This window comes from Pseudomaricurvus alkylphenolicus, assembly GCF_011683955.1.
GTDB classification, from domain to species: domain Bacteria; phylum Pseudomonadota; class Gammaproteobacteria; order Pseudomonadales; family Cellvibrionaceae; genus Pseudomaricurvus; species Pseudomaricurvus alkylphenolicus.
This window is the reverse complement of the sequence record NZ_JAAQPI010000014.1, coordinates 55260-81510: the sequence shown is the minus strand read 5'-3', so window position 1 is coordinate 81510 and position 26251 is coordinate 55260. Positions and strand designations below refer to the sequence as shown.

At 53.5% G+C, this 26251-nt stretch carries 21 protein-coding genes; 5 read left to right on the top strand and 16 right to left on the bottom strand.

Annotated elements, in window-relative coordinates:
• Positions 1-7 precede the first annotated feature (7 nt).
• The gene (locus HBA55_RS27735) at positions 8-1045 is read left to right on the top strand and encodes a helix-turn-helix domain-containing protein (RefSeq protein WP_166998212.1); all 1038 of its coding nucleotides are present in this window, start codon (positions 8-10) and stop codon (positions 1043-1045) included.
• Between the two features lie 77 nt (positions 1046-1122).
• Here the strand turns inward: HBA55_RS27735 and HBA55_RS27730 are convergent, their stop codons facing one another.
• The 8 genes from HBA55_RS27730 to HBA55_RS27695 are packed head-to-tail and all read right to left on the bottom strand — an operon-like array spanning position 1123 to position 7960.
• Entirely contained in the window at positions 1123-1806 is a 684-nt protein-coding gene (locus tag HBA55_RS27730) for a glutathione S-transferase family protein (RefSeq protein WP_166998210.1), read from the bottom strand.
• The gene (locus HBA55_RS27725) at positions 1799-2758 is read right to left on the bottom strand and encodes an NAD-dependent epimerase/dehydratase family protein (RefSeq protein WP_166998208.1); all 960 of its coding nucleotides are present in this window, start codon (positions 2756-2758) and stop codon (positions 1799-1801) included. Before HBA55_RS27725 ends, HBA55_RS27730 begins: the two co-directional genes overlap by 8 nt.
• 54 nt (positions 2759-2812) lie before the next feature.
• Positions 2813-3616 (bottom strand): glutathione S-transferase family protein, encoded by an 804-nt coding sequence (locus HBA55_RS27720; RefSeq protein WP_166998206.1) that lies wholly within the window; start codon positions 3614-3616, stop codon positions 2813-2815.
• Between the two features lie 7 nt (positions 3617-3623).
• Positions 3624-3998 (bottom strand): Rieske (2Fe-2S) protein, encoded by a 375-nt coding sequence (locus HBA55_RS27715; RefSeq protein ID WP_338109473.1) that lies wholly within the window; start codon positions 3996-3998, stop codon positions 3624-3626.
• Between the two features lie 6 nt (positions 3999-4004).
• On the bottom strand, positions 4005-4940 hold the full coding sequence (locus tag HBA55_RS27710; protein WP_166998204.1) for a VOC family protein: 936 nt from the start codon (positions 4938-4940) through the stop codon (positions 4005-4007).
• Positions 4941-4961: 21 nt separating this feature from the next.
• Positions 4962-6119, bottom strand: a complete 1158-nt coding sequence (locus tag HBA55_RS27705) for an alpha/beta hydrolase family protein (RefSeq protein ID WP_166998202.1) — start codon at positions 6117-6119, stop codon at positions 4962-4964.
• A gap of 29 nt (positions 6120-6148) precedes the next feature.
• Positions 6149-6946, bottom strand: a complete 798-nt coding sequence (locus HBA55_RS27700; RefSeq protein ID WP_166998200.1) for a cyclase family protein — start codon at positions 6944-6946, stop codon at positions 6149-6151.
• A 27-nt stretch (positions 6947-6973) separates the two neighbouring features.
• Positions 6974-7960 carry a fumarylacetoacetate hydrolase family protein gene (locus HBA55_RS27695; protein ID WP_166998198.1) on the bottom strand — a complete coding sequence of 329 codons (987 nt, stop codon included), beginning with the start codon at positions 7958-7960 and terminating at the stop codon, positions 6974-6976.
• A 239-nt stretch (positions 7961-8199) separates the two neighbouring features.
• Between HBA55_RS27695 and HBA55_RS27690 the strand changes: the two genes are divergently transcribed.
• Positions 8200-9105: a LysR family transcriptional regulator gene (locus tag HBA55_RS27690; protein ID WP_166998196.1), complete on the top strand. Its 906-nt coding sequence runs from the start codon at positions 8200-8202 to the stop codon at positions 9103-9105.
• Positions 9106-9153: 48 nt separating this feature from the next.
• On the opposite strand, the gene HBA55_RS27685 is transcribed toward HBA55_RS27690, so the two are convergent.
• The 6 genes from HBA55_RS27685 to HBA55_RS27660 all read right to left on the bottom strand — a co-directional run bounded on the left by HBA55_RS27685 (position 9154) and on the right by HBA55_RS27660 (position 19507).
• Positions 9154-10281, bottom strand: coding sequence for an FAD-dependent oxidoreductase (locus HBA55_RS27685; protein ID WP_166998194.1), 1128 nt, complete (start codon positions 10279-10281; stop codon positions 9154-9156).
• Positions 10282-10414: 133 nt separating this feature from the next.
• Positions 10415-11647 carry a sugar MFS transporter gene (locus HBA55_RS27680; RefSeq protein WP_166998192.1) on the bottom strand — a complete coding sequence of 411 codons (1233 nt, stop codon included), beginning with the start codon at positions 11645-11647 and terminating at the stop codon, positions 10415-10417.
• 63 nt (positions 11648-11710) lie between these two features.
• Entirely contained in the window at positions 11711-12424 is a 714-nt protein-coding gene (locus tag HBA55_RS27675; RefSeq protein ID WP_166998190.1) for an ABC transporter substrate-binding protein, read from the bottom strand.
• A gap of 202 nt (positions 12425-12626) precedes the next feature.
• The gene (locus HBA55_RS27670) at positions 12627-16031 is read right to left on the bottom strand and encodes a glycosyl hydrolase (RefSeq protein WP_166998188.1); all 3405 of its coding nucleotides are present in this window, start codon (positions 16029-16031) and stop codon (positions 12627-12629) included.
• Between the two features lie 68 nt (positions 16032-16099).
• Positions 16100-17395, bottom strand: a complete 1296-nt coding sequence (gene rhaI, locus HBA55_RS27665) for an L-rhamnose catabolism isomerase (RefSeq protein ID WP_166998186.1) — start codon at positions 17393-17395, stop codon at positions 16100-16102.
• A gap of 12 nt (positions 17396-17407) precedes the next feature.
• Positions 17408-19507, bottom strand: a complete 2100-nt coding sequence (locus HBA55_RS27660) for a bifunctional rhamnulose-1-phosphate aldolase/short-chain dehydrogenase (protein ID WP_166998184.1) — start codon at positions 19505-19507, stop codon at positions 17408-17410.
• Between the two features lie 179 nt (positions 19508-19686).
• Between HBA55_RS27660 and HBA55_RS27655 the strand changes: the two genes are divergently transcribed.
• The 3 genes from HBA55_RS27655 (at position 19687) to HBA55_RS27645 (ending at position 23760) form a co-directional block, all read left to right on the top strand.
• A complete protein-coding gene (locus tag HBA55_RS27655; RefSeq protein ID WP_166998182.1) occupies positions 19687-21360 on the top strand; it encodes a purine-cytosine permease family protein in 1674 nt (557 codons plus the stop codon).
• Positions 21357-22796 carry an FGGY-family carbohydrate kinase gene (locus HBA55_RS27650; RefSeq protein WP_166998180.1) on the top strand — a complete coding sequence of 480 codons (1440 nt, stop codon included), beginning with the start codon at positions 21357-21359 and terminating at the stop codon, positions 22794-22796. Before HBA55_RS27655 ends, HBA55_RS27650 begins: the two co-directional genes overlap by 4 nt.
• Positions 22797-22965: 169 nt before the next feature.
• Complete coding sequence (locus tag HBA55_RS27645; RefSeq protein ID WP_166998178.1) at positions 22966-23760, top strand: DeoR/GlpR family DNA-binding transcription regulator; 795 nt, start codon at positions 22966-22968, stop codon at positions 23758-23760.
• Positions 23761-23830: 70 nt separating this feature from the next.
• Here HBA55_RS27645 and HBA55_RS27640 read toward each other — a convergent pair whose 3' ends face one another.
• Together HBA55_RS27640 and HBA55_RS27635 are read right to left on the bottom strand one after the other, a co-directional pair.
• Positions 23831-24409, bottom strand: a complete 579-nt coding sequence (locus HBA55_RS27640; RefSeq protein WP_166998175.1) for a cupin domain-containing protein — start codon at positions 24407-24409, stop codon at positions 23831-23833.
• Between the two features lie 94 nt (positions 24410-24503).
• The gene (locus HBA55_RS27635; protein WP_166998173.1) at positions 24504-26084 is read right to left on the bottom strand and encodes a sulfatase-like hydrolase/transferase; all 1581 of its coding nucleotides are present in this window, start codon (positions 26082-26084) and stop codon (positions 24504-24506) included.
• Between the last annotated feature and the right edge of the window lie 167 nt (positions 26085-26251).

Genomic DNA, 26251 nt, shown 5'->3' with positions numbered 1-26251 from the left:
CACTGTATTGAAAACTGTCGTCAATGACGCCGATGCAGTGGCCCAGTTCAACGTTGCCGGCGCCCCCTTTGCACTGATTCTGAAACGGTGCTTTCATAGTAAGCAATTTCCACAGGAACGCGAGGCGCTGCTAAAAAAGTGGTCCTCAAGGTTTGAGCGAAAACAGGGCATTTCCAGCTCCGAGGCCAAGCAATTTCTGGGGGATTCAACCGCGTATCTGGACCACAGCCAGCTATTTGATTATTCAATTGTTGCCGGAAAAACTCATGCCAGAGTTGAAGATCCCGCTTCTGATTTTCCCGTCTCTTATCACAGCAACCGCAGTGGCTGGACTCTGCATCTGACGCTACAGGGTGGGGTGGTATACAATGCAGGAACTCCCATCGAGGCTCAACGCGGTGACCTGGTATTGATCACGCCGGATGCCAGCGTCAATTACCAACGCGATCCATCGCAGCGGGAGTGGCTGCACTACTGGACCATTTTCCAGCCACAACCCGGCTGGCAGGAACTGATGCAGTGGCAGCTGGCCGCTTACGGCTTGTATAAGCTTGCCTTACCCTCAGATGCAGAGATCGTTGAGTTTGAGCATGTTTTCAGTCAGTTCTTGAAAATCGGTGGAAACAGCGCAGAATTGCTCGATAAGTTGCGTTTCAATTTGCTGGAACAACTGCTGATCAGAGCCCGGCAAAGCATGGGATCTTCCAGCACCAACCACACCGACCCGAGGATATTGGAAGCCAGCCGCTTTATGAAGGAAACACTCTCAGAGCGACGTTCAGTTGCGGAGATTGCGGCCGTGTGTAACGTCTCGGAGTCGAGACTCGCCCATCTGTTTCAGCAGCACCTGAACATGGGCGTGCAACAATACAGAAATTCCTTGCGCTTGCAGCTGGCCAAGCGGTTGTTAGCAACAACCGTCGAGCCAATCGCGGACGTTGCCAATCAAGTGGGCTACAGCAATCCGGCTGAATTCAGTCGTTTCTTTTCACGTAACATCGGCTGTAGCCCCAGGCAATTTCGTATTACCTTTGCAAACTCCTGAAAAATCAAATTACTCATGGCTGCCATTGAGCGGCGATACATTTGGACCAATTCAAGAGGTAACGCGCCTTTCTTGTATTAACTCGGAGTGCTAACGACGGGTGGCGGCGTAAACAACAAGCCCTCTTCCCTCAGGACATCCTCGGCATCTGCCTCTCTGGCCAGGGCTCTACGCACGGCCGGGCGATCTTCCATCCGGCGGGCATGGCCAACAAACGCCGGGAATCGACTGACGTCATAACCGGCCCCTTCCACTCGCCAAAAGCACCAGTACAGATAAGCATCCATTGCGGACCAGTCATCGCCGTACCACCAGCTCCGTGTATTCAGCCGAGACTCGATTAACTGGAAGTATTCATCCATTGCGTTGCTGCCAATCTCCCTCACCGCTCCTGCCCCCTCCTCACCGGCAAAGAAATGCGGCATTCGAATGCGGGTCACCAGGGGATGCAGTGTCGTGCCACAAAAACACAGATCGGCTATTTGCTTCGCTTGCTCCATTGTGCCCACTTCCGGCAGCAGACCACCGTGGCGTTGATTGAGAAAATACAGAATGGCCACGTTTTCGGTCAGCGCCTCACCCTGGTAGACCAGGCAGGGGACCTTGCCCTTGGGGTTGTACTGCTTGAAGTGTGGTGATTTGTGCTCCCCCTTCAAAAAGCGAACCACACGTGTTTCATACTCCAGACCCAGCTCTTCCAGGGCAATCGCGGTGACACGGGCACAGGTTCCTGGCGCCATGTACAAGACAATCTCAGACATAATTGAGCTCCTTTTCGGGTGTTAGCACATTTTCTACCAAATTTTTTGCATCCCCGTCATGATAAAACCCCTCCGCTCGCGCCAGTGGCGTTTCCATGGGGGGATAACAGCCAAACAGAGCTTCCAGTGATTCGTCCGGAGCAAAGCGGATTAAGGATCGGGATTGCTCCCCAAAACGTTCCGCCAACGCGTTGATAACCTCGCCAATAGTCAAGTGCAGTGCCGGCAACTGCCAGGTCCCTGCGCTGGTTACGGCACTGACATCAGCGGCGTGAACCAGGTTGTCCACGCAACACCTGGCGGACATCCACCACATCGAGGCCTGCGAAGATACCGGGCATTCGTATGTCTTTCCCTGTGCCATGGCATTGATCAAATCACTCATAAACGCTGACTTCAGGCCATTGCCACGGGACGGACGGACCACAATCCCCGGTACCCGCAGCGAGCGGCCATCAAGTTCGCCCCGCCGGCTCAGGTCCCGAAGCATTAACTCGATCATCAGTTTGTGTGTTGCATAGGAAAGCTCCGGGCGAGGCTGATAATCTTCTTCCATTGAAGTTGGCAGACTGCCACCGTAAACGGCAATGCTGCTGGTGTACACGAACGTCGGACGGTTGGGCTTTTGCCGCAGCTGTTGCAAAAGCTCCAGCGTACCTTGCAGGTTTACCCGATACCCCAATTCGTAATCCTGTTCCGCCAAGCCTCCTGCAACACTGGCAAGATGAAATACCAGGTCTATGCCATCGGCCAGCACCCGACGCAACAAGGCCGGTTCACCGAGATCGCCACAATAGTGTTTCGCCCAGTCCGGAATTTCATAGTCCAATGGCGACTGATCGAAGAGTAGCAATTTGGAAACTGCCCGCTTCAGCAGCGAGCGGCTGTCCAGAAATCGGTGCACCAGCGCCTTGCCAACGAAACCGTTGGCACCAATGATAAGTACTCGCAAATTAGCAGTCTCTTTCCATCATAAACCCCGCAAGACCGGATGATTGTCCGATTCTCAGAAGCGGCCGTGATCAACGACAGCTTTAATCCCGGGCCAGCTTTGTCGACCTTTATCGGCCAGTAATTCAATGTAGTTTGTGTTGTGCCACTCCCGCATCCCTTTACGGTAAGCGGGTGTATTCTGAATTCGCTGTAGCCAGGCCGCCACGTTGGGTTTGTCCTGCCACCACGCCTCCATGTGCAACTGTTGCAAGCGTTCCACATAGGGCAACATACAGTAGTCAGCCAATGTTAATTGCCGCCCCACCAGCCAATCACCGCCCTCAAGCGCCGTCTCCATATCCTTCAGCAGGCAGTCGTAGGCATACACCGCCAAAGCGAGACGCTGCGACTTCATCCCATTGGGCAGTACATCCCGCATAAAGGCGGCGCGTGCGGGATCTTTGATATTGGCAATAAAGGTCTCGAGCTCCTCTGTGGAATCGTAGCGCTCCAGTAGCTGGTGTCGAAATGCACTGCAGAAACTGATGACGGCAATGCTTTCATGCAAACCCGCATCCAGGCGAATCATCCACTGGCGCACCTGTGCTCGGCACAGTGCATTCGCGGGCATCAACGACAACCTGGGAAACACCTCTTCCAAGTACTCAATAATGGCGTTGGACTCCGTTACAATCGCGCGGTTATGCTGCAACACAGGTACCACACCTTTCGGATTGACCGCTTGAAATTCCGGTTTGAATTGATCGCCCGAACGCAAATTCAGATGTTCGCTGGTCCAGTCCAACTCCTTGTAGGCCAGTACCAGACGCACCTTCTGCGCGCAGACAGACATGTCATTGTGATAGAGTTTTAGCATGATGATCTCAACTTGACGAATCTGACCGTATTTGTGAATCGGTGCCGTTTAGCGTTACTACAACTTCATCGGCATCGTTAATGTACACCGGCATAGACGTCAGGTACTGACCTTCACAGGGTCCTGAAACGCACCGCCCGGTGCTGATTTCGAAAAGGGCACCGTGAGCAGCGCACATGATGTGTTCTCCGGATGGGTCCAGATAAGCATCCTGCCTCCACGGCAGCGTTGTATCGCCATAGTGGGGGCAGGCATCATGATAGGCATAAACACAACCCTCCCGGCGCACCACGAACAATCGCTCCTGGCCGGCGTATGCCACTCCTTTGGCGCCGACCTCAGGCAACTCCGACAAAGCGCAGACTTTTATCGTTTCAGACACCTCGGACTATTGCCCGCTAGTTTTGGGTGGTGGTCCCATTGGCGCCCATTTTTCACGAAACTGAAGCAAAAACGCCTGTGAAGCGTCTGCCCCCAATGTAGCCTCTCGGGCAACCCATTGGTCATCGTGCAGATCCATATCCGCGTCGTATTCCATATTGCAGCCCATAGGGCTTTTGAAGTACCAGAACCAGTTGGAACCGAATATATGACGGCCGGGACCCCAGAAACTTTCATAGCCCTTGTTGACCATGTTGGTGCCGGCCTGAATCACCTCTGTGGGTCCGCCCATATGGAAAGTAAAATGTTCGCAACCTTGCATGTGAGGGGGCGTTTGTATCAGGAAAAGCGTGTGGTGATCATCGGTACCGGCCGGACGCATAAATGGGCCAACACCTGTAAAGCGATCGCTGGTGACAAAGCCCAGTCGATCGGCGTAGAAAGCTTCGGCCTTGACGGAGTCAGGCACAAAGTACACCACATGAGACAGGGATCGAGGCTTTGGTTCGGCATGGCTGTGCACGCCTACCTCATTGACCCCTCTTTTGGGTGAGTTACCGGGCGCATTCACTTGCTCAGCCGACAATGACAACGGCTTGCGCACCGTCACCTGAAAACCGAGAGCAAACCCGAAATCATCCGTTGTCTCCAACGTGCCGTCATTCAATACCGTGACTTCACGGTCTTTGCCCAGTTCGTCGGCAATGGCCGCCAACGTGGACTGATCGGCCACCCCATAGATGGTCTTGCGCAACATGCTGCCACTTTGCAGAGGCGCCGGCAGCGAGGGATCGTCCTTGCTGGCAATAACCACCCCGGTACCATCCAGAGCTTCAAAGCGACCATTACCGGCGGGCTCGAGGCCATAGTCCAGCAGGAATTGCGTACAGTTGTCGATGTCTTCGACACCGAACACCAGAGTATCGGGACCAATAATATTCATAGTTCTATTTTCCTTCAGGAATCAGGCGACACGGCCACCCAGTTGTTCCGCCACCCAATCCGCAATGTATTGGCCAGCATTGATGCTGTTGTCAAAGCTGGAATGTTGAACCCCACCTTCACGTTCTGTGAATACCTTTAACTCTCGACTGGGGCTGTTCACCAGTTGTTCGTAGGTGCGATGCGCCCACTTTAGAGGTATCTGACTGTCTTTTTCACCGTGGGTGACCAGGAATGGCACCTTGATTTTCTCAACAACGCCATCCAGGTGAACGTTCTCGGATATCTGCATAAATTCCTCGGTATCTTTCGCCCCCCACACCCAGCAGACGTGTTTCCAGTAGTGAGGAACCGGAAAATCTCCCTCTTTTTCCATCCGGCGTTTCTGCACATCGCGCCAATCGTGGTTAGCGCCCCACACCACACCGCAGGCGAAGCGCGGTTCAAAGGCAACCGCACGCGGACAGTAATACCCCCCGAGGGAAACCCCTTCCATACCGATGCGTTTTGCATCAACATCGCTGCGGCTTTCCAGGTAATCCACGACAGGACTGGCCCAATGCTCGCTGTCGTAACGCGCCGTGAGCTCCTGCAGGCGCAGGGCTTCACCGGTGCCGGGCTGATCAACGACCAAAGACGCGACTCCCCGTTTGGCCAGCCATGCGGGCAGGCCGACGCGGTACTTCAGCTCCTTGGTCGAATCCAGACCATTCACCTGAACCAATACAGGCTGTGGCCCCTGTGCGCCTTCCGCCGGTACAAACAACGCCGACAGATGCTTGCCCTCATAGGGAATTTCTACCCGCTGACAGCGCTCTTTGGACAGTTCGATACCTTTGTGGAACAACGCCAGCGAACGTTTGTACAGTTCCAGACGCCCCGAAGCACCATGAGCCTGCAAACGCTCGCAGGTCATTAGGTAGGTAGCCGCCCTGGCGTATTTCTCCCCAGCCGACAACATCCGTCCGCGGGCTTCATCTTCTTCGGCCAGACCGCTGAGTTTGTCCGCCATTTTTTGCCAGGTATCACGGAAAGCCTGTGTACCCGCCGCATCCGGTTGTTTGGCGGCTTCTTTCAACGGAGCACACATCTCCTGAATTTCGCCAATACGGGCGCCCATTTCAATCGCCAGGTTAATGGATAGATCCCATACATAGTTGGTCGGAAAATATCTGAACATCAGATCTCCTTGAATTCGTTAAGGCTGTGTTAATGGTCTTCGACAATAGCAACCGCACGCACGAAGCCTGCCGAGGCCCGCTTTATTTTGTAGGGAAAGCATGACACCAAAAAACCGTGGTCGGGCAGGCACTCAAGGTTGGTTAGCTTCTCCATCTGGCCGTACCCAATGTCGCGCCCGGCTTTATGGCCCTCCCAGATAATGCCGGGGTCCCCTGATTGGGCGAACCGCTCTCGGGTGTAGGAAAAGGGTGCATCCCAACTCCAGGCGTCGGTACCCACAACCCTAACTCCGCGTTCAAGCAAGTACATGGTGGCCTCCCGCCCCATACCGACGCCGGCATCGAGATAGCCGGGTTGACCAAAGAGTGCCCCGGCGCGGGTATTGATCAGAATAATCTCAAGAGGCTTCAGCGAGTGACCTATACGCTCGAGTTCAGTTTCGACTTCCATCGCCGTCACCACATGACCATCAGGCAACTGGCGGAAGTCCAACTTGACCCCTGGCTGCAAACACCAGTGCAAAGGCAGCTCATCAATACCGAATGCGGGTCGACCACCTTCAGCCTCATCGGTGGTGGAGGCGTAGTGCCAAGGCGCGTCCATGTGGGTTCCACTGTGGGTGGTGATATCAAGCCTCTCAGCTGCCCAGGCTTCATCTCCCGGCAGATCGGATTTTTGCAAACCAGGAAACATGGCCGCCATTTCGGGCCACCCCTGCTGATGATCGACATAGTCAATCCTCGGTAACAAGGGAGGCGGATCCGTGTGAGGGTTGTTGTCCAGGGTAACGGAAAGGTCGATCAGTTTTTGTTGACGTAGATTCATGGAAAACTCTCCACTTGGAAACTGGGCTCAAGCATCGGAGGACGCAACGACTTGCTGATTGATGGCTCCGAAAATAGTTTCCCCTCCGGGCAGGCGGGCTTCGATTTGTACTCGGTCGCCGAATTTCATGAATCCGGTACGGATCTCACCATGTTCAATCATCTCGATAGCACGCCTTTCGGAAATACAGGCCGAGCCGACGCTGCGATCATGATTTGATACCGTTCCGGACCCCAGAACGGTGCCTGAGCTCAAACGCCGGGTAAGCGCCGCATGGGCTATCAAATCGTGAAAGCCGAAGTGCATGGCACCACCGTGCGGGCTTCCGAACCACTGACCATTCCATCGCACATGGAGCGGCAAGTGCACACGGCCGTCACGCCAGTGTTCACCCAACTCATCGGGTGTAATGGCCACAGGGGCAAAGCTGGTGGCCGGCTTGGCCTGCACGAATCCGAATCCGGTTTTCATTTCACGAGGTGCCAGAGCCCGAAGACTGACGTCGTTGGCCAGCAGTATCAGCCGCACATGGTCCAGCGCCACCTCGGCCGGTGTCCCCATCGGCACCTCATCCACCACGACCGCGAATTCTCCCTCGAAGTCAATACCATGCTGCTCGCTGGGCAACCGCATTGGATCGCTGGGGCCTGAAAAGTCGTCTCCCGCGCCCTGATAGACCAGGGGAATGGCGTCAACTGCCTCGATGGGATCCAACTCGAACGCTCTCTGCATGAGTTCGCCGTGGCTGAGAAACAGAGATCCGTCCAGCCACTGCCAGGCTCTCGGCAGCGGTGCCATGGCCTGTGCGGAATCAAAGGCAAAAGCGTCTCGGACTTGGTCCTCGTTCAACGCCCCATACAACTCAGTAAATTCGGGTTCCAGATCACACCAGTGCTCAATAGCAAATTGCATTGTGGGCGCAATCTGCTCAACACTGATGGCTCGATGCAAATCTGTTGAAACAAGAACCAGATGCCCGTGGGGCGATTGACTCTTCAAGGTAGCAAGCTTCATCAACGGGCTTCCAGTCGCTGAATTTGGCTGCCAACCGAAGGCAGCAGCGTTATGGAAACCAGACTACGTTGATGTGATGAATTGCAGAAGTCGCGTATTTCAATGGAATGTATCACTGATCGCGATACATTGATTCGGACGTTCAGCGCCTGACTTGGACAAAGCCTCTTCAGTCGTGATACCTTTCACGCAATGCATCCAGGTTCGTGATATCACTCAGGTCCGATAGGGAGAATCCAATGCGTTTTGAGCACCTCGACCTCAATTTGCTAGTAGCGCTGGATGTCCTGCTGGAGGAACGCAGCATTACCCGTAGCGCCGAGCGCTTGCACATGACCCAGTCCGCCACCAGCGGTGTACTCAAGCGACTGCGCGCCTACTTTGACGACGAACTGCTGGTCCAGGTTGGCCGTAAAATGCAACCCACACCCTATGCGCTCGAACTGCAGGAGCCGGTACGCGACGTCATGCTGAAAATCCGCTCAAGCATCGTCACCCGCCGCACCTTCGAGCCCTCCAGCAGCAAGCGACATTTTCGCATTGTCTGCGCAGACTTTACCATTACGATCCTGCTCAGCAATGTCATCCAGAATATTGAGAAAGAAGCGCCCGGTATCACCTTTGAGATGAATACCCCGTACCACGAACCCGAAGCGGTTCTCTCTCGCGGCGACGTGGATTTTTTGCTGGTGCCAGAACGTTACACTGTGGACGGCCACCCACAGAAACTGTTGTTTTCGGAGCAGCACGTCTGTGTGGTATGGCAGGAAAACGCCTTGATCAAAGACACGATCAGCTTTGATCAGTACATCGACATGGGGCATGTCTCGGTGGGATTTGGCAGCAGCCGGCAACTCAGTATCGAAGATTGGTTTATGAAACAATACGACGTACAACGTCGTATTGAGGTGATCAGCAGTGACTTTAATACGCTGCCGCAACTGGTGGTCGGTACCAACCGTATTGCCACCATGCATCAGCGGCTGGCCGAGTACTATGCACGGTATTTACCTATTCGTGTTCTGCCCACACCCGTAGACCTGCCCACCATGCACGAGCATCTGCAGTGGCACCGTGCACTGGAGAACGACCCCCTGCATCGGTGGGTTCGGAACAAAATCGAAGACGCCGCTGTGCAACTCTGAGACGCCCGGAGTCAGGCACAAATGGAGTACCTGGCTCACTTCGCCGTATCAGATCGGCGCCAACAGAGCCGACATTGACAAGCTCATTATCTGTGCGTGCTCCTCTTTAGATCCGCCGGTGCTTTCGATTTCGCCCAGTCGCCCCGAATTCGCCACAATCATGCGGCAGCGTTCCCAACGCCGGTGCTGGTAGCGCTCGAGCGCCTGCTCAAGACTTCCGCCCCGCTTGAACTCTTCGGCGAGAACCACCGCATCCTCGTGGCCCATTCCAGCCCCTGAAGCCAGATGCGGCGTGGTAGCATGAACGCAATCTCCGATCAGCAACACGCGCTTGTCATACCAGGGGAGAGGCATCAACATGCCTTCCAGGGGCCGATAGAGGATTTGGCTGGTTTCGCTTAAATGCTCGCGTATCTTTGTCACCACCGGTGCCGCAAACTCGGCGAGAAGACTCTTGAGTGTAGGCAGTAACAGCTCCTGCGGGATGCGCTCTTTGGTGGGGCGTCGATCGGTGTAGTAGAGGTACATCTCCTCCTCTGAAACCGGCGTAAAACCGACCTTGCCGTCTTTAGCCAGAAACATCTGCGCACTCTCCACACCGAAGCGCGGAACCACGGCTCGCCACACGCCCTGCCCCGTATACCGGGGTGTAGGAGCCCCAGCAAACAGGGCGCTGCGGACGGAGGAAAATACCCCATCGGCGCCTATGACGAGGTCGTAGGTATCACTGGTGCCGTCGCTGAAAGTCACATGTGCGGCATCAGGAGTCTGCTCGATCTTTTCGAAAGTAACCCCAAGCCGCACGGCTGTGCCGGATTGTCGTGTTTCATCAGCCAGGATTTTCGCCAACACCGGCCGCATGATGCCGCCACCACCAGCGATGCTTGAGCCGGGTACCGGGGGGGTGGGGATAGCGTTTATGAGCACACCATCGGCGGTGTATTGCTCGACTCCGCTGAAGACCACGCCCTGTTGGCGGAATTGAGGCAGCACCCCAATGGCCTCGATGGCCCGCAGGGACGGTCCGCTGACCGTGATACCGGCGCCATCCGTACGCCAGTCTTCATCAATTTCCACCAAGTCCACTTCGACACTCAGTTTTCGCAACTGGATGGCGGCGGACATACCGGAAAAGCCTCCTCCAATGATCAAGACGCGCCGTGCTGGTAATGACATACATTTTCTCCTGAAAGTCGAATCAAGCGGGACACCCCATTGGAACCAGAGTGTAGAGAATCGATACCCAACTCACCAATCGTTCTACGGCATGTGGAGTATTGCATTTCTCGATGAATGACCGTGCATACACTCACCTTCCACGGCTTTGAAAACCAAAGAAGACGATGTAGAGATAACACATCACAGGGAGAATGAACGCCAGACTCAAGCCAGCAATATCGGCAAGGCCTCCGTGAGCCAAAGGTACCACGGCGCCGCCGACTATAGCCAGGCATAGAACTCCGGACCCTTGGCTTTTGCGCGACCCCAGCCCCTCCAGAGCCAAACTGAATATAGTGGGAAACATGATCGAATTGCACAGCCCGACCAATAGCACCGACCACATCGCAAGCGCTCCGTGAGTCATCATGGTTGAGAGCAGAAGCGCAATGGCCCCCAATCCGCTAATCGCCAGCAGGCGGGCGGGGTCAAGAGAGCGCATGAGATACGATCCGATAAATCGCCCTACCATGGCTCCGCCCCAATAAAAGCTGACGTACCAGGCCGCTTCACTTTCGCTGAACCCCATGCCCAAATCATCGGCAATATAGTTTACAAGCACGCTGCCAATGCTGACCTCAGCTCCCACGTAGGTGAATATGGCAAATGCACCCAGCAGCAGACGTGGCTCCTTCCATAACCATCGCTTACCGAGTGTGGGTTCGTGACTTGACAGATCGATAGCCGGCAGTTTGATACAGGAGAACGTCAACGCCAGGCCAATCAGTACAGAACCCAAAATAATATAAGGCAGACGAACCGCATACACTCCTGATATTTGCGTACCCGATTCCTGCGCAGCAACTGACAAGATCAAAACAGCACCAAAAATGGGTGCGAGTGTTGTACCCAGAGAATTAAACGCTTGAGTGAGATTCAGACGACTGGATGCCTTGGCTGGATGCCCCAACTCTGTTACGAACGGGTTGGCGGCGACCTGAAGGATAGTAATGCCAGAAGCCAGCACGAACAGCGCCATTAAGAACAGTGCGAATACGGGGAACTCTGTTGCGGAGGCGAACAAAAAGCACCCAAGAGCGGCGACCAACAAACCCGAAACGATCCCTCGTTGGTAGCCAATCGCCTTCACTAGCCGTCCTGCTGGCAGAGATACCAGAAAGTAGGCACCAAAAAAACAGAATTGAACCAACATCGCCTGGCTGAAGCTCAGGGAAAAAACCGATTTCAGGTGTGGAATCAGTATATCATTCATGCAGGTAATAAAACCCCACATAAAAAACAGCAACGTTAACATCCCCATGGCAAAACCGTTTCCACTCACGGAATCAGCTTCCTTGTTGGCACTGGATGCAAATTCTGACATATCTCATCTCTCAGTAGTACATTGGGCGTTCTTCGAAAAACTAGGGAACTATCTTCGATAGATTCATATTGAAGAGGATTTCGTACAAATACCTGATCGATATCCCCCAGTTGGTGGTTCCGGCTTTAGGTGTCTTCTTTGAATGGCCAGGAACTCTCCATTTTGTTTTAACTCCTGCAACCGACGACTCATAGAATCAATCACGGAAGGGTGTTTGCTTTGAAATTTTTTTGATACCGCCAACCGAAAAACCATGGATTCAGGAACCAACCACTTTATGGTAACGGACCCGGACACCCCCAATCGGTCTGCATGATATTTCAAGGTCCGGTGTAATCCAACAGCGACATCTATTCGTTGACGCAACAGTGATTTTACGATAGCCACTTCACTGTTGTACGCCCTGAACTTCGAACTATTGATTCCGAGCCTTTGCCTGACAGGCACTGGCAAATTGGCACCGCCGATAGGAACGCGCGCCAATTGGCCGATAGAGTAGTCGTCCTCGCTACGCATTGCCATGACCAACGACTCCTCAAACAAATCAACCGGCAAGATATCCGCAACCTTTCCAAGCTCTGTAAACCTGGCGTCTCGCGTGAGGAGTACAACCGATACATCTCCGAACCCATTGGCCAAATTTGAAAACAATCTTCCGATAGGGACATCTTCCACTCTTAGATCAAAGCCCAAAGAGCCGACAAGGCAACTCATGGCATCATAGAGAATTCCACTGAATCCACCATCGTTTGTGGTGCCAATCCAGGGTTGCGCCATATACGCGGGCCAATGCATCTGCGGCAGTGTTCGCAATTCATCGCCCGTTGCCTGACACAGAGTAAGGGTCGACAACCCAATGGCCACCAGCAACTTCTGGCAACACTTTAAACGAGCTTTGCGGACCACTGACACTACCTCCATTGATACTGAACGGTAAGCCGTTGTTTGATGCCCAATTGTCAACCCGGAAAGCCTGGTCTCACGAAGATGGCGTACTAGCCTCCAGCGTGACCGGCCCCATCAGTCCTGAAGGCCGCAGGGGCGCATCCGGATGATAAGTATCAATGGTGGTGTAAGTGTAGGCTTTCTCGACTCCCGGTTGCTTGTCGCCAATCAGGCGGTTTACCCACAGGTTGGTCACCTCGACCACAATGTCATTTTCGCCAACCCGCAGGTGCGGCGCGATATCAATTTTGTAAGGTGGCTTCCAGGCGACACCTGCGGACTGCCCGTTAACCCTGACTCTGGCGATATCCCCAACACTGCCCAGATTCAGGGAGATGGAATCGTGTTGATGGACCCAGTCGCTCTCAACATGTATTTTAGTGCGATAAGTAGCGGTGCCGGAAAAGTACTTGATCCCGCCCTGATCGCTCTCTGCCCAATTGCCCAGGGCCATCTTGCGAACCCCTTCTGGTGCACCACGATTGGACTGAAAACTCACGCTCCACTTGTTTGAAAGGGTTGCCAGGGTTATCGGCGCTACATCGTCAATATTCAGCTCATTGACATTTGTATCGTTGATGAAAACGATGTATCCGGATTCATAAGGAAGCAATCGACGGGGAATGATTGTGCGATCACCGACTGTGCGGTAAGAGAGCGGCATGACCTTGCCGGTCTCAGCATTCCAGTGCATTGGTCGCTTGCCAGCCACCCGAAAACTGAATTCGATTGTTTCATGCCGATTCTTGCGGTTTGTATAGAAGTAAATTTCACCTTGAGGCAGCGTCCGATGAACAAACATTAAGGTGGTATCTGAGTTCGGGTTGGTGAAAGTGTAATCCGGAGCAATACCCAGAGCATCCAATCCGGCCTGCAGATCTGCTGTTGCAACAACACGTCCCTTGCCGATACTGCCAGACCAGAGCGCTTCGGCCAGTTGATCGAACGCACGTGGGTCATCGGACAAAGAAGGGCTGGCAACCGGCTTATTACCAATAATCCAGGCGCCACTGCGAACCATGTTTGCCAGTTTTTCCAGCACGGGTAAGGTCATGTAGCGGGAACTGCCACCCAGGTACAGTGTTTTGTAACGGGCACCGCCAGTTGTGATCAGGTGCTGACCGTCGTACGTCATTTCATTGACAATAACGTCGGCATTGACATAGTCAAATCCATTCTGCAAGGGAACATCTTTTGGCGGCTCATCGTTAAAGAGCGCTGTAAGAGGGGCTTCTTCACCATAGAAATAGGCAACGTCGGCAACGTGACGACCTTGCCGTAACATATAGGAATTACGGGCAATATAGTCTACCCAGGGCTTGGCCACGGAAGCCCAGGTATTCAAACGGTTGAAATATTGGCCAAACACAAAAAGGCTCAACCCCGGCGCTTTCTCACTAAGTGGCTGATGAACAGATGTATGGATAATGGGTCGATTGACGCCTAATGCAAACTCCATATCAATCATGGGCTGCAATTCCCTGGGAGAAAAAGCCCAGGGTGACATGGCAGAAGTCAGCGATTCTGCTGCAACCAGATTTTGGCCGTAGATATGGGCAACCGATGCGGCCTCTCGAATGTCCGACCAGTATTGAGGCTTCGGTCCAATGTTATTTTCGGTATCAAAGGACCACATGGCAGCCATCGGGATGTCAGCGCTCTTGCGCATGGCAATGCCATCTCCCAGAGTCGGCCGCCCGTTCTCCAAGGCTTCCGCATAGTGTTTCAGGCCCCGCTTATGCAGTTCTTTGGTGATCGTTGCGTAGTGGTTTTCGGTCAGTAACTCCGACAGTGTCTTCCTGTAATCGTACAAGAAAGCATCCGAAGCTTCTGAACTTTCCACAATAACACCGGTTAAGACGGGTAGCCATGGGGTGAGTTCATAGCCTCGACGGTGTTGAAACTCAGTTGCCATGGATGGTGTCCAGTTAGAAGCTCCCACTTCTATACTGTCGTTAAGCACCGCTTGAATGCCTTCGGCCCCTAACTTGTCGTCTCCAACGGCGTCAAGGTAATTGTCCAGGTAGGTATTGATATACCGCCTGACCGCGTCGGCATCATATTTGTCCACTTCCAAACCGGTGGCTTCTGGAGTCGCAGGATGGTTTTCCTTTCCTGTCAAAGAGTAGCCGAGCCGAATGATGCGCCAGGTCCCCTGCTGTGGTCGCCAGTTCAATCTCCCCGTTTCTGAAAAGTGAGAGGTCAAATTCAACACCTGGTGCTTCTCTACACCCCGCTCTTTGGACTGCGAGTTGATACTGAAGTAGTCTTCATGGATCGCGAAGCCCGCCTTCTCTTCGCCTCGATGTACGCGGGGCGCGCGACTAAAGCTGACCTCGGTCACCTCGAGCTTGGTGCCCTGAGAGGCCATCATTGCCGCCAATCCCGCCATTGGATCAACGGCACCCGGTGCAGCTGATGACGGCAGCTCAAAACCTCCACCCTGTACCGCTTCGAAAACAAGGCGAAAAGCCTTGGCCTGCACCTGCGGGAATGAGAGCGTATACTGTGGGCTGGTACCCAGCTCGAAGCTGGCCACCGCATGAAAGTTCTTACCGTCTTCACTCGCTTCCAGCGTCGGGTGTAGTTGTGAGGGTAGAAACATGGATACTGGTGGCATTGATACCGATACGGATCGTACCGCTTCAATCCGTTCAAACTTAAACTCAAGCCAATAGGGCTGAGCGCCCGTCACGGGTAATGTCAAGTTGTCAGCATAGCTGCCATCAAACAGAGTCTCGGCTTCTATCTTTTCTCCATTGGAATCGACGACAGCTGTTACCTCAATCTCTGCCGGCATTGCAGTGGGGTATGCGAGAATCGCGACGTCTTCATAGTAATGAGGATGTTTCTTGTTACTGGCCAAAGGCGGGCTAAAAGGTTCCGGTTGAACAGGCATGTCCTGGAACGGCCCCGTGGTATTTGGCACGTCTGGCAACACGATTGGCATCTGTGACTCGGCACTGACCGTCACTTCGCGCCAGACAAGCTTTTTCATCCCGTCTCGGGGTTCAACCCAGGGCCCGCCCGTTTCACTCCAGCCAGGTGACGCTGCAATACCAAATTCAAAGTTGTATTTACCTGCCTCATCAAGGGCAAAGTTGAACAATTCCTGCCAGGCAGGGGTCATGTAGCTGACTCGCTCATCGACAATCAGAGGCGTATTCAGACTGGCATCAAAATTTTGCACACCTCCAATGCCCACTTGATGCATCCACAGGAGGTCCGCTTCGATACCTTCCCTGGTAACATTGCCATTCATCCAGTGCCACCAGACCAGAGGCCTGGTTCCATTGGGTGGCTCGGAAAAGCCTTCGTATAGTCGGCTTTCCGGGCTTTTGGTTTGACTGAGGCAACCACAGAAAACAAGACAGATGATAGCTAACAGGACCCATCGAATTCTTTGATAAAAACTACGATTCAGTCGTTTTCTCAACATACGAGTCTAACCTCTGGAGGTGTGACATGAGTTAGTGTCGTCGCTGGATATATTTGCTTATAGCCAGATTAGACGATGCCGGATGAGGACCCAGTGATCTCCGGCCGGACCTTGGAAACCTGTTGACGATAACCCGATTGCCGGTAAACCTGCAGCGGATCAATGGCGCCGCTCTGTCGATAACGGGCCATCGCCAATATGGGATTCACATCAAGATTAAACGCCGCCTTGAGTGTGTTGCTCGCCAAGAGCGCATCGTTACTGTCCTGATAGCCATTGAGAGCGGCGCGATCGACCAACAGTGCCTTGACATAGGAGCGCTGAACTTCAATGGCAGAATTGATCAAGCTCTCAATCGGGTCGGTGACATTGTGGGACTGATCCAGCATATAGGAAGGATTGAAGTCCTCCTGGTTGCGGGCCTCGGCATCCACCAGCTCATTGAAGATCAGGAACTGCTGATAGGGATGCAGCGAGCCACTATCAAGATCATCGTCACCGTATTTGCTGTCGTTGAAATGGAATCCACCCAGCTTTTTGAACTGAATCAGACGTGAGATAATCATTTCAATATTGACGTTCGGAGCATGATGGCCCAGATCCACCAGAGACTTTGCTTTGTCTCCAAGCTCCAAGGCCGCCAGTATATTGCTGCCCCAATCCTGTATAACAGTGGAATAGAATGCCGGCTCAAACATTTTGTGTTCAATATGCATCTCCCAATCATCCGGCAGAGTGGCATAGATGCGCTTCATGCTGTCGAGATAACGTTCAAAGGCACGCTGGAAATGCTGTTGGCCGGGGTGGTTGGAACCATCCCCCACCCACACGGTCAAGCGTCTCGAACCGAGCTGCTGCCCCCACTGAATGCACTGCAGATTGTGCGCAATGGCTTGATCACGTACCGCTGCATCGGTATGAGTCAGGCTGCCAAATTTGTAGGAATGCGGCTGCCCTGGCTGGTCCTGAAAGGTATTGGAATTAATGGAATCCCAGTGTAAACCGCAATGATCGGAGAACGCTTTCAGCTCGGTGAAATCATCCACGGTATCCCAGGGAAAGTGAGGAGAAACACTGGCCGTGCAGCGGGATAATTGGTTGATTACAGCGCAATCTTCCAGCTTTTCGAAGATATTGCGTGGCTCGCCTTCCCCCGGGAAACGGGCAAAGCGGGTACCGCCGGTGCCGACTCCCCAGGAAGGAACCGCTATCTCGAAGGCCTGCGCCTTCTCGGTAATGGTCTCGATATCCACATCGCAGCGAGTCAGCTGGGTGGCCAGATGTTCGTAGTCCTCCCGCAGATGTGCCAGACACGATTCGTTATGCTCGTCGATCAGAGTTTGATTGATGCGTGAGTTGTTCATATAACTTCTCCCTCAGCGAGTGAATGACGGCGCGTGGCCTGCATCAACATTGATAATATTGCCAGTCGATTTGGCAGACTGCTCGGAAGCAAAGAAGTACACTGCCTCGGCGATATCTTGTGGGAAGACGTTGCGCTTAAGCAGGCTGCGATTGCGATAGTGCTCCTCCAGTTCTTGGTGATCCATATTATAGGCAGCAGCGCGCTCCTCTCGCCATTTACCCGTCCAGATTTTGGACCCTCGCAACACCGCGTCGGGATTAACCACGTTACAGCGTATGCCCAGCGGTGCACCTTCCAGCGCCACGGAGCGAGCCAACTGAACCTCCGCCGCTTTGGCGGTGCAATATGCGGAGGCATTGGGTGAAGCCACAAGGGCGTTCTTACTGGCGATAAACACATAGGAACCGCCGATGTTCTGCGCTTTCAGCAATTTGAACGCTTCTCGACTGACGATAAAGTATCCCGTGGTGAGAATATTGATATTTCGATTCCAGAGTTCAAGACTGGTGTCTTCCAATGCCGCGGAGCTGGCAATACCGGCATTGGAAACAACGATATCAATGCCACCAAAGGCGATGGCGCTGGAGGCCATGGCCGCACTGACACTGGTTTCAGAGGTCACGTCACAGCGCACTGTAGTCACCACGTCCGGACTATACTCGGCGGCGAGCTCCTGTTCTGCGCTTGACAACGCTTCCGTGTCGATGTCAGCCAACACAACACAAGCACCCTCATCAAGGAAGCGACGCGCAGTGGCCTTGCCTATGCCACCCGCCCCACCGGTGATAAAAGCCACTTGGCCGGCCAGGGACTTGGGCGTGGGCATGCGCTGCAACTTGGCTTCTTCCAGCAGCCAATATTCGATGTCGAAGGCCTCTTGCTCGTCCAGACCGATGTACTCGCTTACACCATTGGCTTCCCGCATCACATTGATCGCATTGACATAAAACTCGCCGGCAATACGGGCTGTGGCCTTGTCTTTAGCGAAGGTGATCATTCCCACACCCGGAACCAGATAAACTACGGCGTTCGCGTCACGTATGGCGGGACTGTTGTCGCGCCGACAGCGATGATAGTAGGCTGCGTAGTCGGCCCGATAAGCCTCCAGCTGCTGATCCAGCCCCTCAGCGCAACGATCCAGTTCCAGAGCCAAATCGTCGACTGCCGGATTAAAATCCAGTACCAGCGGACGTATTTTTGTACGCAGAAAATGATCCGGGCAGGAAGTGCCCAGCGCCGCCAATGAATGCAAATCGTTGGCGTTAACGAACGTTAACACTTCGTCAGACTGGTTGAAATGACCGATCTTACGTTGATCGCTGGATATCTTGCCTCGAATCAGTGGCATAAGTTTGACGGCCACGGCCTCGCGTTCCGACGCCGACAAGGCGTTGTCATACGCCGCCCCCCCAAACGCCACCCTGGTGTTGTTGTTTTCCAACCAATCAGCCGCCTTTTGAATGACCTTCAGAGTGTTCAGATAACAGGATTTTGATGTATCCCCCCAAGTGAACAGGCCGTGTCCTTCGAGGACGATACCTTTGATATCCGGGCGCTCGAGGCACAAGCTCTCCAGTTTCAGGCCGAGATCATAGCCGGGGCGCTGCCATGGCAACCACCCCAATTCACCGCCAAAGATCTCTTCGGTCAGGGCACGGCTGTCTTTGGTGCAGGCAAGGGCAATGACCGCATCCGGGTGCATGTGATCAACATGATCGTGAGGAATGTAGGCGTGCAGAGGGGTATCAATGCTGGCGGCGCGGCCGTTCAGGTTGAAGGTGCAATGGGGCAGGTAGCCCACCATTTCATCTTCGTGCTCCAGCCCCCGGTAGAGGGACTTAAGTTGTTGCAGCTTGTCCATATACAGCGTTGCAAAGCCCGACAGGTCAATGGAGCCCAGGTCCCCCCCTGAACCTTTTACCCAGAGTACCCGAGTGGATTCGCCGTTGAGTATGTCGTTGGTGGCGATTTTGGCCGAGGTATTGCCGCCACCGTAATTGGTGATGCGCAGGTCGGAACCCAGCAAGTTGGAGCGATACTGCAATTGCTCCGGGGCCGTCATCGAACTGGCCGTGTCATCGCACCAGAGACTTTCAAGCATTGAAATCATGTTTAAACACCAGACTATTTGATTGGTTATGATTGAATATGATTATTTATACAGGCATTAATGATCATTTTCAATATATTTATTGCATATACAGTCATAGAGAAGTACCCTTCTTTCTCGAAACTCGCCAATAAACACAACAGCGGGCCTCCCCATGAGAGCGCCTCAGAGGAATCCAGATGTCTGATCACCATGAGTTTGAAATGGCGCCTGTGGCCCCCGAACAACTGCAACCTGCACGCTATTTCGCAGCCAGCTATGCCGGGGAACATGTCGCAGGCACCGAATTCGTCATAGGGGCCATGTTTGTGGCCTGGGGAGTTGGGACGGGAGACATTCTCTGGGGGCTGTTACTGGGTAACCTGATGGCGGTACTGACCTGGGGGCTTGTCTGTGCTCCCATTGCGACTGAGACCCGGCTGACGCTGTACGCCTACCTCTATCGCATTTGCGGTGGCCATCTGGTCAAGCTCTATAGCGTCGCCAACGGCGTCCTGTTTTGCATTTTGGCCGGCGCCATGATCACCGTATCGGCCTCCGCCGTGCGCATTTTGTTTGACATCCCCGCACAGGTGACCTGGTACCCCACCAGCGTCGGTTTTGTCGCGGTGGCTCTGGCGGTGGGTGCGGTGGTGGTCGCCATTGCCACCCAGGGGTTTGCCCGGGTAGCGCAGTTTGCCGAAGTCTGCGCCCCTTGGATGATTTTGATGTTTATCGCCGGTGCGCTCGCCATGTACCCACAGTTATACCAGGTCGCCTCTGTCAGCGGTGACGACACCGGTTTTATCGCCATCGCCGACCGCTACATTTGGATCGAAGGCGACACTGGCATCGGTTTCTGGCATGTGGCGGCCTTTGCCTGGATCTGTAACCTGGCCATGCATGGTGGCATGTCGGACATGACGGTTCTGCGTTTTGCCTGCAAGGCACGCTACGGTTACTTCTCGGTTTTGGGAATGTTTATAGGTCACTATATGGCCTGGATCTGCGCCGGCGTTATGGGAGCCGGCGCCGCACTGATGCTAAAGAGTAACATTACGCAGCTGGACGCTGGTGCGGTCGCTTTCCAGGCACTGGGCGCCAGCGGCATTATTGCAGTGATTATCGCCGGGTGGACAACGTCCAACCCCACTATCTATCGCGCCGGACTGGCCTTTCAGTCGTTGAACCCCAACTGGAGCCGCACCAAAGTAACCGCGCTGGCAGGTGTTGTGACCACCATCATTGCCTGCTTTCCCTTTGTGTTTTCGAAACTGATGGATTTTGTGGGCTTGATGGGACTGATACTCGTCCCGGTGGGTGCCGTGATCGTGACCGAACATTGGCTATTCAGGCCGCTGGGGCTCACCCGCTACTGGTCACACTATCGTGGTCAATCCCTGAATATGGCCGCCCTGCTGTCATGGCTGGCAAGCCTGGCTACCGCCTGGCTGCTGAATCAGCATCTGCATGTGCACCTGTTTTTCCTGTTGCTTCCCGTCTGGGCGACAACAACCCTACTCTATCTCGCCTTGGCTGCCGCCTTCGGAGCCAGAAAGTACTATGGCCGGGCAGCGGCCAATCTGGAAGCCGCTGAGCATGAACGTCAACAAGCCGAGAAACGATACTTGAATGAAAAGAAAGGAGAGATAAGCTCAGAGAAAGGCACATATTCTCTCGCCGGCGTGGCTGCAATGCTGTCGCTATTAACCTGCGCAGGCGCCACTGCATACGTTTACAATAACGGAGATCTAGAGCGCTTTAAGTTTTGGCTGTTACTGCCAACGATATCTTACTTTATCAGTGCGGCCATCTGGATGATCAAACGCGAACCAGGCAGCGCCAACGAATCTGAAGTGGTTTCCGCCCTATGAATCATGTTGCCATACTCGACATCGGCAAGACTCATATCAAACTGCACCTCAAGAGTTCATTGACTGATACCTTGCATGCCCGGGTCAGGGCCAATCATGTGTTAGCGGATGGCCCCTATCCTCACTATGATACCAGCGCGATCTGGGAGTGGTTGCTGGAGGGCCTGAGAAACTGGAGTAAGTTGTACGCCATTGATGCCATCGTGATCACCACTCACGGGGCCACCGCTGCACTGATTAACCGTAAGCAGCCGACGGGTGACGGTCTGGTATTACCGGTGATGGACTACGAATTTGACGGTGTGGACAACCTGCAAGATGAATATGATCAGGCTCGCCCCCAATTTACCGAGACCGCTTCGCCACGGTTGCCGGCGGGTTTGAATCTGGGCAAACAATTGTTCTGGATGCAGTGCCACTTTGAAGACGAATTTCAACGGGCAACCGATATCCTCACCTACCCGCAATATTGGGCCTGGCGTCTGTGCGGCAATCGCTGTTCGGAAGTCACCTCGCTGGGCTGCCACACGGATCTTTGGGACCCCCATCATCGTCAATGGTCCTCGTTGGTACACAACGAGGGATGGCGGCGGCTGTTGCCGCCCCTGAAAGCGGCCTCTGATACCTTAGGACCTATCAGCGACGGCGTAAGTAAATTGACCGGACTGCCGCCAAATTGCCAAGTATTCACGGGTATTCACGACAGTAACGCCAGCTACTATCGCTACAAAGCCGCGCTGAAACAACATACTTTCACCGTGCTGTCGACCGGCACCTGGTGTATTGCCATGAATAGCGCAAAACTCAGCGATGCGGAGCCTTACAGGCTTGATGAACAGCGGGATATGCTGATGAATGTGGACGCCGATGGTGATCCCATCGTTTGTTCACGGTTTATGGCAGGGCGAGAAGCGGAGCTGTTGTGCCAACACTTGAACGGCAGTATTGATGAACCCTATGACCTTTCCCATATCACTCGATTGATACGGCAAGGCAGCTATTGTTTCCCCTCGTGGGTGACGGGGACCGGCCCCTTCCCACAACATCGGGGGCGGGTGGGAGGCTGGCCACCTGGCAGCCTGCCGGTTTCTGCGATGATTTCCTTGTATTTGGCATTGATGATCGACCTGCAGTTGGATTTGGTCCACGCGAGCAACACCATCGTTCTTGAAGGCGCGTATTTAAGGAATCCTCACCTGCCAACGCTGTTGGCCAGTCTGCGACCACAACAACCTCTGCTCACTTCTCACGATCTGACCGGTACGGTGTCTGGCGCTTATATGTTGACACAGCCAATGCCAGAAGCCATGGATCTGAAGTTGGTTTCCGCGGCATCAACGACCATTCCCGGCTTGACGGAATATCGCACCAGGTGGCGTCAGCGTTTGATTCACGAAATGGAGGAAATGGGTATGGGCATCACACTGAAGGAATGATCAACCAATACTCACCCCCCTGAATGCGATGTTCATCAGCCCTCTGGCTTACAACTGATTCGAGCTGATCGAAAAACAGTCAAATGTCGTCAAGTTACTGCAAATTTGTTTAAAAATGGGTAACATCATCAGCAAACCAATCACAGACAGCAACAGTCGGGAAACGCCAATGCTGGAAAAACAGAGGCAGCGACTCATCCTGGATATCCTTGATGAGCAGCAATTCGCCAGTGTCCGCAGCCTGTCAACTCAACTGAACTCGTCAGAAGCGACGATTCGACGCGACTTGATCAAAATGTCGCGAGCAAAGCAGTTACGAAAAATCCGAGGCGGCGCAGAGGCTCTGCCCAATACAGAACATAAGGCCAAGCGGCAACATCTGTCGGGCTCAGCATTTCTCGCCGACAAGGAAGTACAAACCGACGTTAAACGTCTGATCGCCCAAAAAGCGGTAGAACTGTGCGAAGACGGTGAATCCATCATTATCAACGGGGGCAGCTCCACTTTTATGATGGGAGAGTTCCTGGCCGACAGGCAACTGAATATTCTGACCAACTCGTTTGTGTTGGCGCAAGAGCTGTCTGACAACAGCAACAATCAAATCACACTCCCCGGCGGTGAAATCTACCGCAAGCAGGGCATTATTCTGAGCGCCTTTGAAAGCGACACCATTCAGTATTACCACGGCAGCAAGATGTTCATGGGCACACCGGGTATCGGAGATTACGGCGTAATGGAATCCGACCCGCTATTGATTCGCGCGGAACAAAAGCTGCGAAAGCAAGCCGATCAACTCATTATTCTTGCGGACAGTTCCAAATTGGGTAAACGCAGCAAATTTATTTTCAGCCCGTTGTCCGAAGTCGACATTCTGATTACGGACAGCAATGCTGACGAAGCCATGCTGGATCTGTTTAGCTCGCATGGAATTCAGGTCTTGATTGCCGAAGCTGCCGATAAATAGCCGCATTGATTCACATGGAGCGCGCGAGATTCCAGTCCCAGCCTGTTGAACAAACCACTCGGAATTCCGATCAGCCTTTCGCTGCCAGGGAACGAGCGATACCGGGATCATAGGTTCCGTCAATCAGCACAAACGCCATACGTGCAACAGCCTCGGTGCGATTGGCCCAGGCGTGATTGGTGCCCCTTTGAACAACGACACTTCCGGGTGTTAACAGTACTTCTTCCGTGTCCAGTATCAAGGTGACTTCGCCCTCAATTACCAAACCATAGTCAATCGACTCGGTGCGATGCATCAGGGGGTGTGGTGAATTCCGTTTGACCGTCGAGGCAGAAACATCACCAATCTGGGCAAAAGCATCGTTCATTTTGGCAGCACCATTTTCGAGAAACTCGCGGGTATCCGGAGGAATATCCACAAAGCGAATGCGAGTGCCTGCTGCTGGCGGCGGCAGTACCAGCGGCCCCAGCGTGGGATCTTCACCGTTGTCGACCGATGCATTGGCCTTGGTACTCCACACCTCGTGAAAGACGGTGCCCGGTATGGCCGCGATCTCCTTCACACGAGGCAGATCTCCATTGTGAACGACTATGGCGTTACCGTTGGCATCGTGGCCTGTCACAACGCGGTGGATTTTGGGTAAACTCAATGGGCCGTACTCCTGTTTTTTATTAGCAGGCTATTGCTGCATAGTCACTGGTATAGTCATTGACATTGTTACCATGCAGCCCCTTCCTGCTTGACTATTTGTTATCGGGATAAACGATGCCTGCTTTATCCTCATAAGCCTCGAACAATTTCACCATTTCCTGAAATATTCTCGGATGCTCACTTGCAAGATTCTTTTGCTCTCCAGGATCTTTATGCAGATTGTACAAGCGCCAACTGTTGTCACCACCGTGTCGCGCAGTTGTCGACACAAGCTTCCAGTTTCCTTTACGATAGGCACGTCCACCGACAAACTCCCAACCCATTTCAGCGGCACTCAATTGCGGACGCCATATAGAGCGTCCCTCGACGGGCACCTCGAAGCCCTGGGGAATATTGACGTCTGATAGCTGCATGAGGGTCGGCAGTACGTCTTTCACGGTGAAAAAGCGGTTTGACACAGAGCCCGCGCCATTTATTCCGCGGTAGTGAATAAACGCTGGTGATCTAATGCCTCCCTCTGTGGTACGACCTTTGTAATCACGCGAGTTTCCGACAGAAGCTCGCGCCCAGCCGGCGCCATAAAATATGTACGAATCAGAATTTCCGAGGTTGGCATAGCTGTTATCACAGCAAGTTTCAGCGTGCTTGGTAAGAAAAGGGTATTCGCTTTCTATGGTCGCACCTTCCGCACCGTTATCTGACATAAAGAATATGATGGTATTATCAAACTGGTCTGTAGACTTTAGATATTCGACCAGTCTGCCAAAGTTTGCATCCATGTCGTCAACCATTGCGGCATAAATTTCCATTTTCCGGGCTGAAGTCCTTTTTTGGTCTTCACTCAACTGTCGCCAATCTCTCTCGCCGTTCAGGGGCAAAGACGCAGAGCCGCCAACAGGCATAACACCCAGATTTATGGCGCGTGCCATACGCTCACTGCGGATGTCGTCGTATCCACGTTGATATACCCCCGAGTATTTCTTAATGGTGCTCTTCTTAGCCTGCAGGGGCCAGTGGGGCGCGGTATACGCAAGATAAGCAAAGAATGGTTTTCCCGAATCACGACCTGTTTCAATATAGTCGATCATCTTGTCAGTGTAGAAACGCGAAGAGTAGAAATCATCCGGCAGTTTGGCAAATTCTCCATTTTCTCGATAGCTTGCATGTTGCTTGTCGATCCCAAGATCACTGAAGTGGCCCGCACCACCATCCAGGAGCGCAAAACTATGAGTAAATCCACGGGCCGCAGGACTGTGTTCTTTTTTGTGCCCCAAATGCCACTTCCCCGTCATTAATGTTCGATAGCCTGCGTCGGCGAATGCTCGGGGCAGTGAAGCAGCACGATCGTTAAGATGCCCCTCATACCCCGGTTTCCCACGCTGATTGTCGGCCATGGCCTCGCGCATGGTGCCCAGCCCGACCAGATGATTATCGGCTCCCGTAAGCAGCATGGCGCGTGTGGGCGAACAAGTCGGGGCTGTATAAAAGCTGCTAAAACGCATGCCGTTGGTTGCCAAGCTATCGAGGTTAGGAGTACTGATCTCCCCCCCGAAACTACCCAGATCGGTGTATCCCAGGTCATCAGCAACCACAAGCAGAACATTGGGGCGTAATTGTGTCGCCCCGACCTGACTTACGGTCAAAGCCAACAGGACGTATGCAAAGATCTTCACCGTTACTCCCTCTGATATGAACCAGTTCACTGGTCAGACTTAGTTGTAGACACTTTCCGCCGGAAGGCTGACGGGAACTAGGCTACGGAACCCTGGGGTACGAGGGAAATGGATTTGTTTGATACGATGTATCTCAATTTGTGATAGGAAAGAAGTGACCTGCTTAT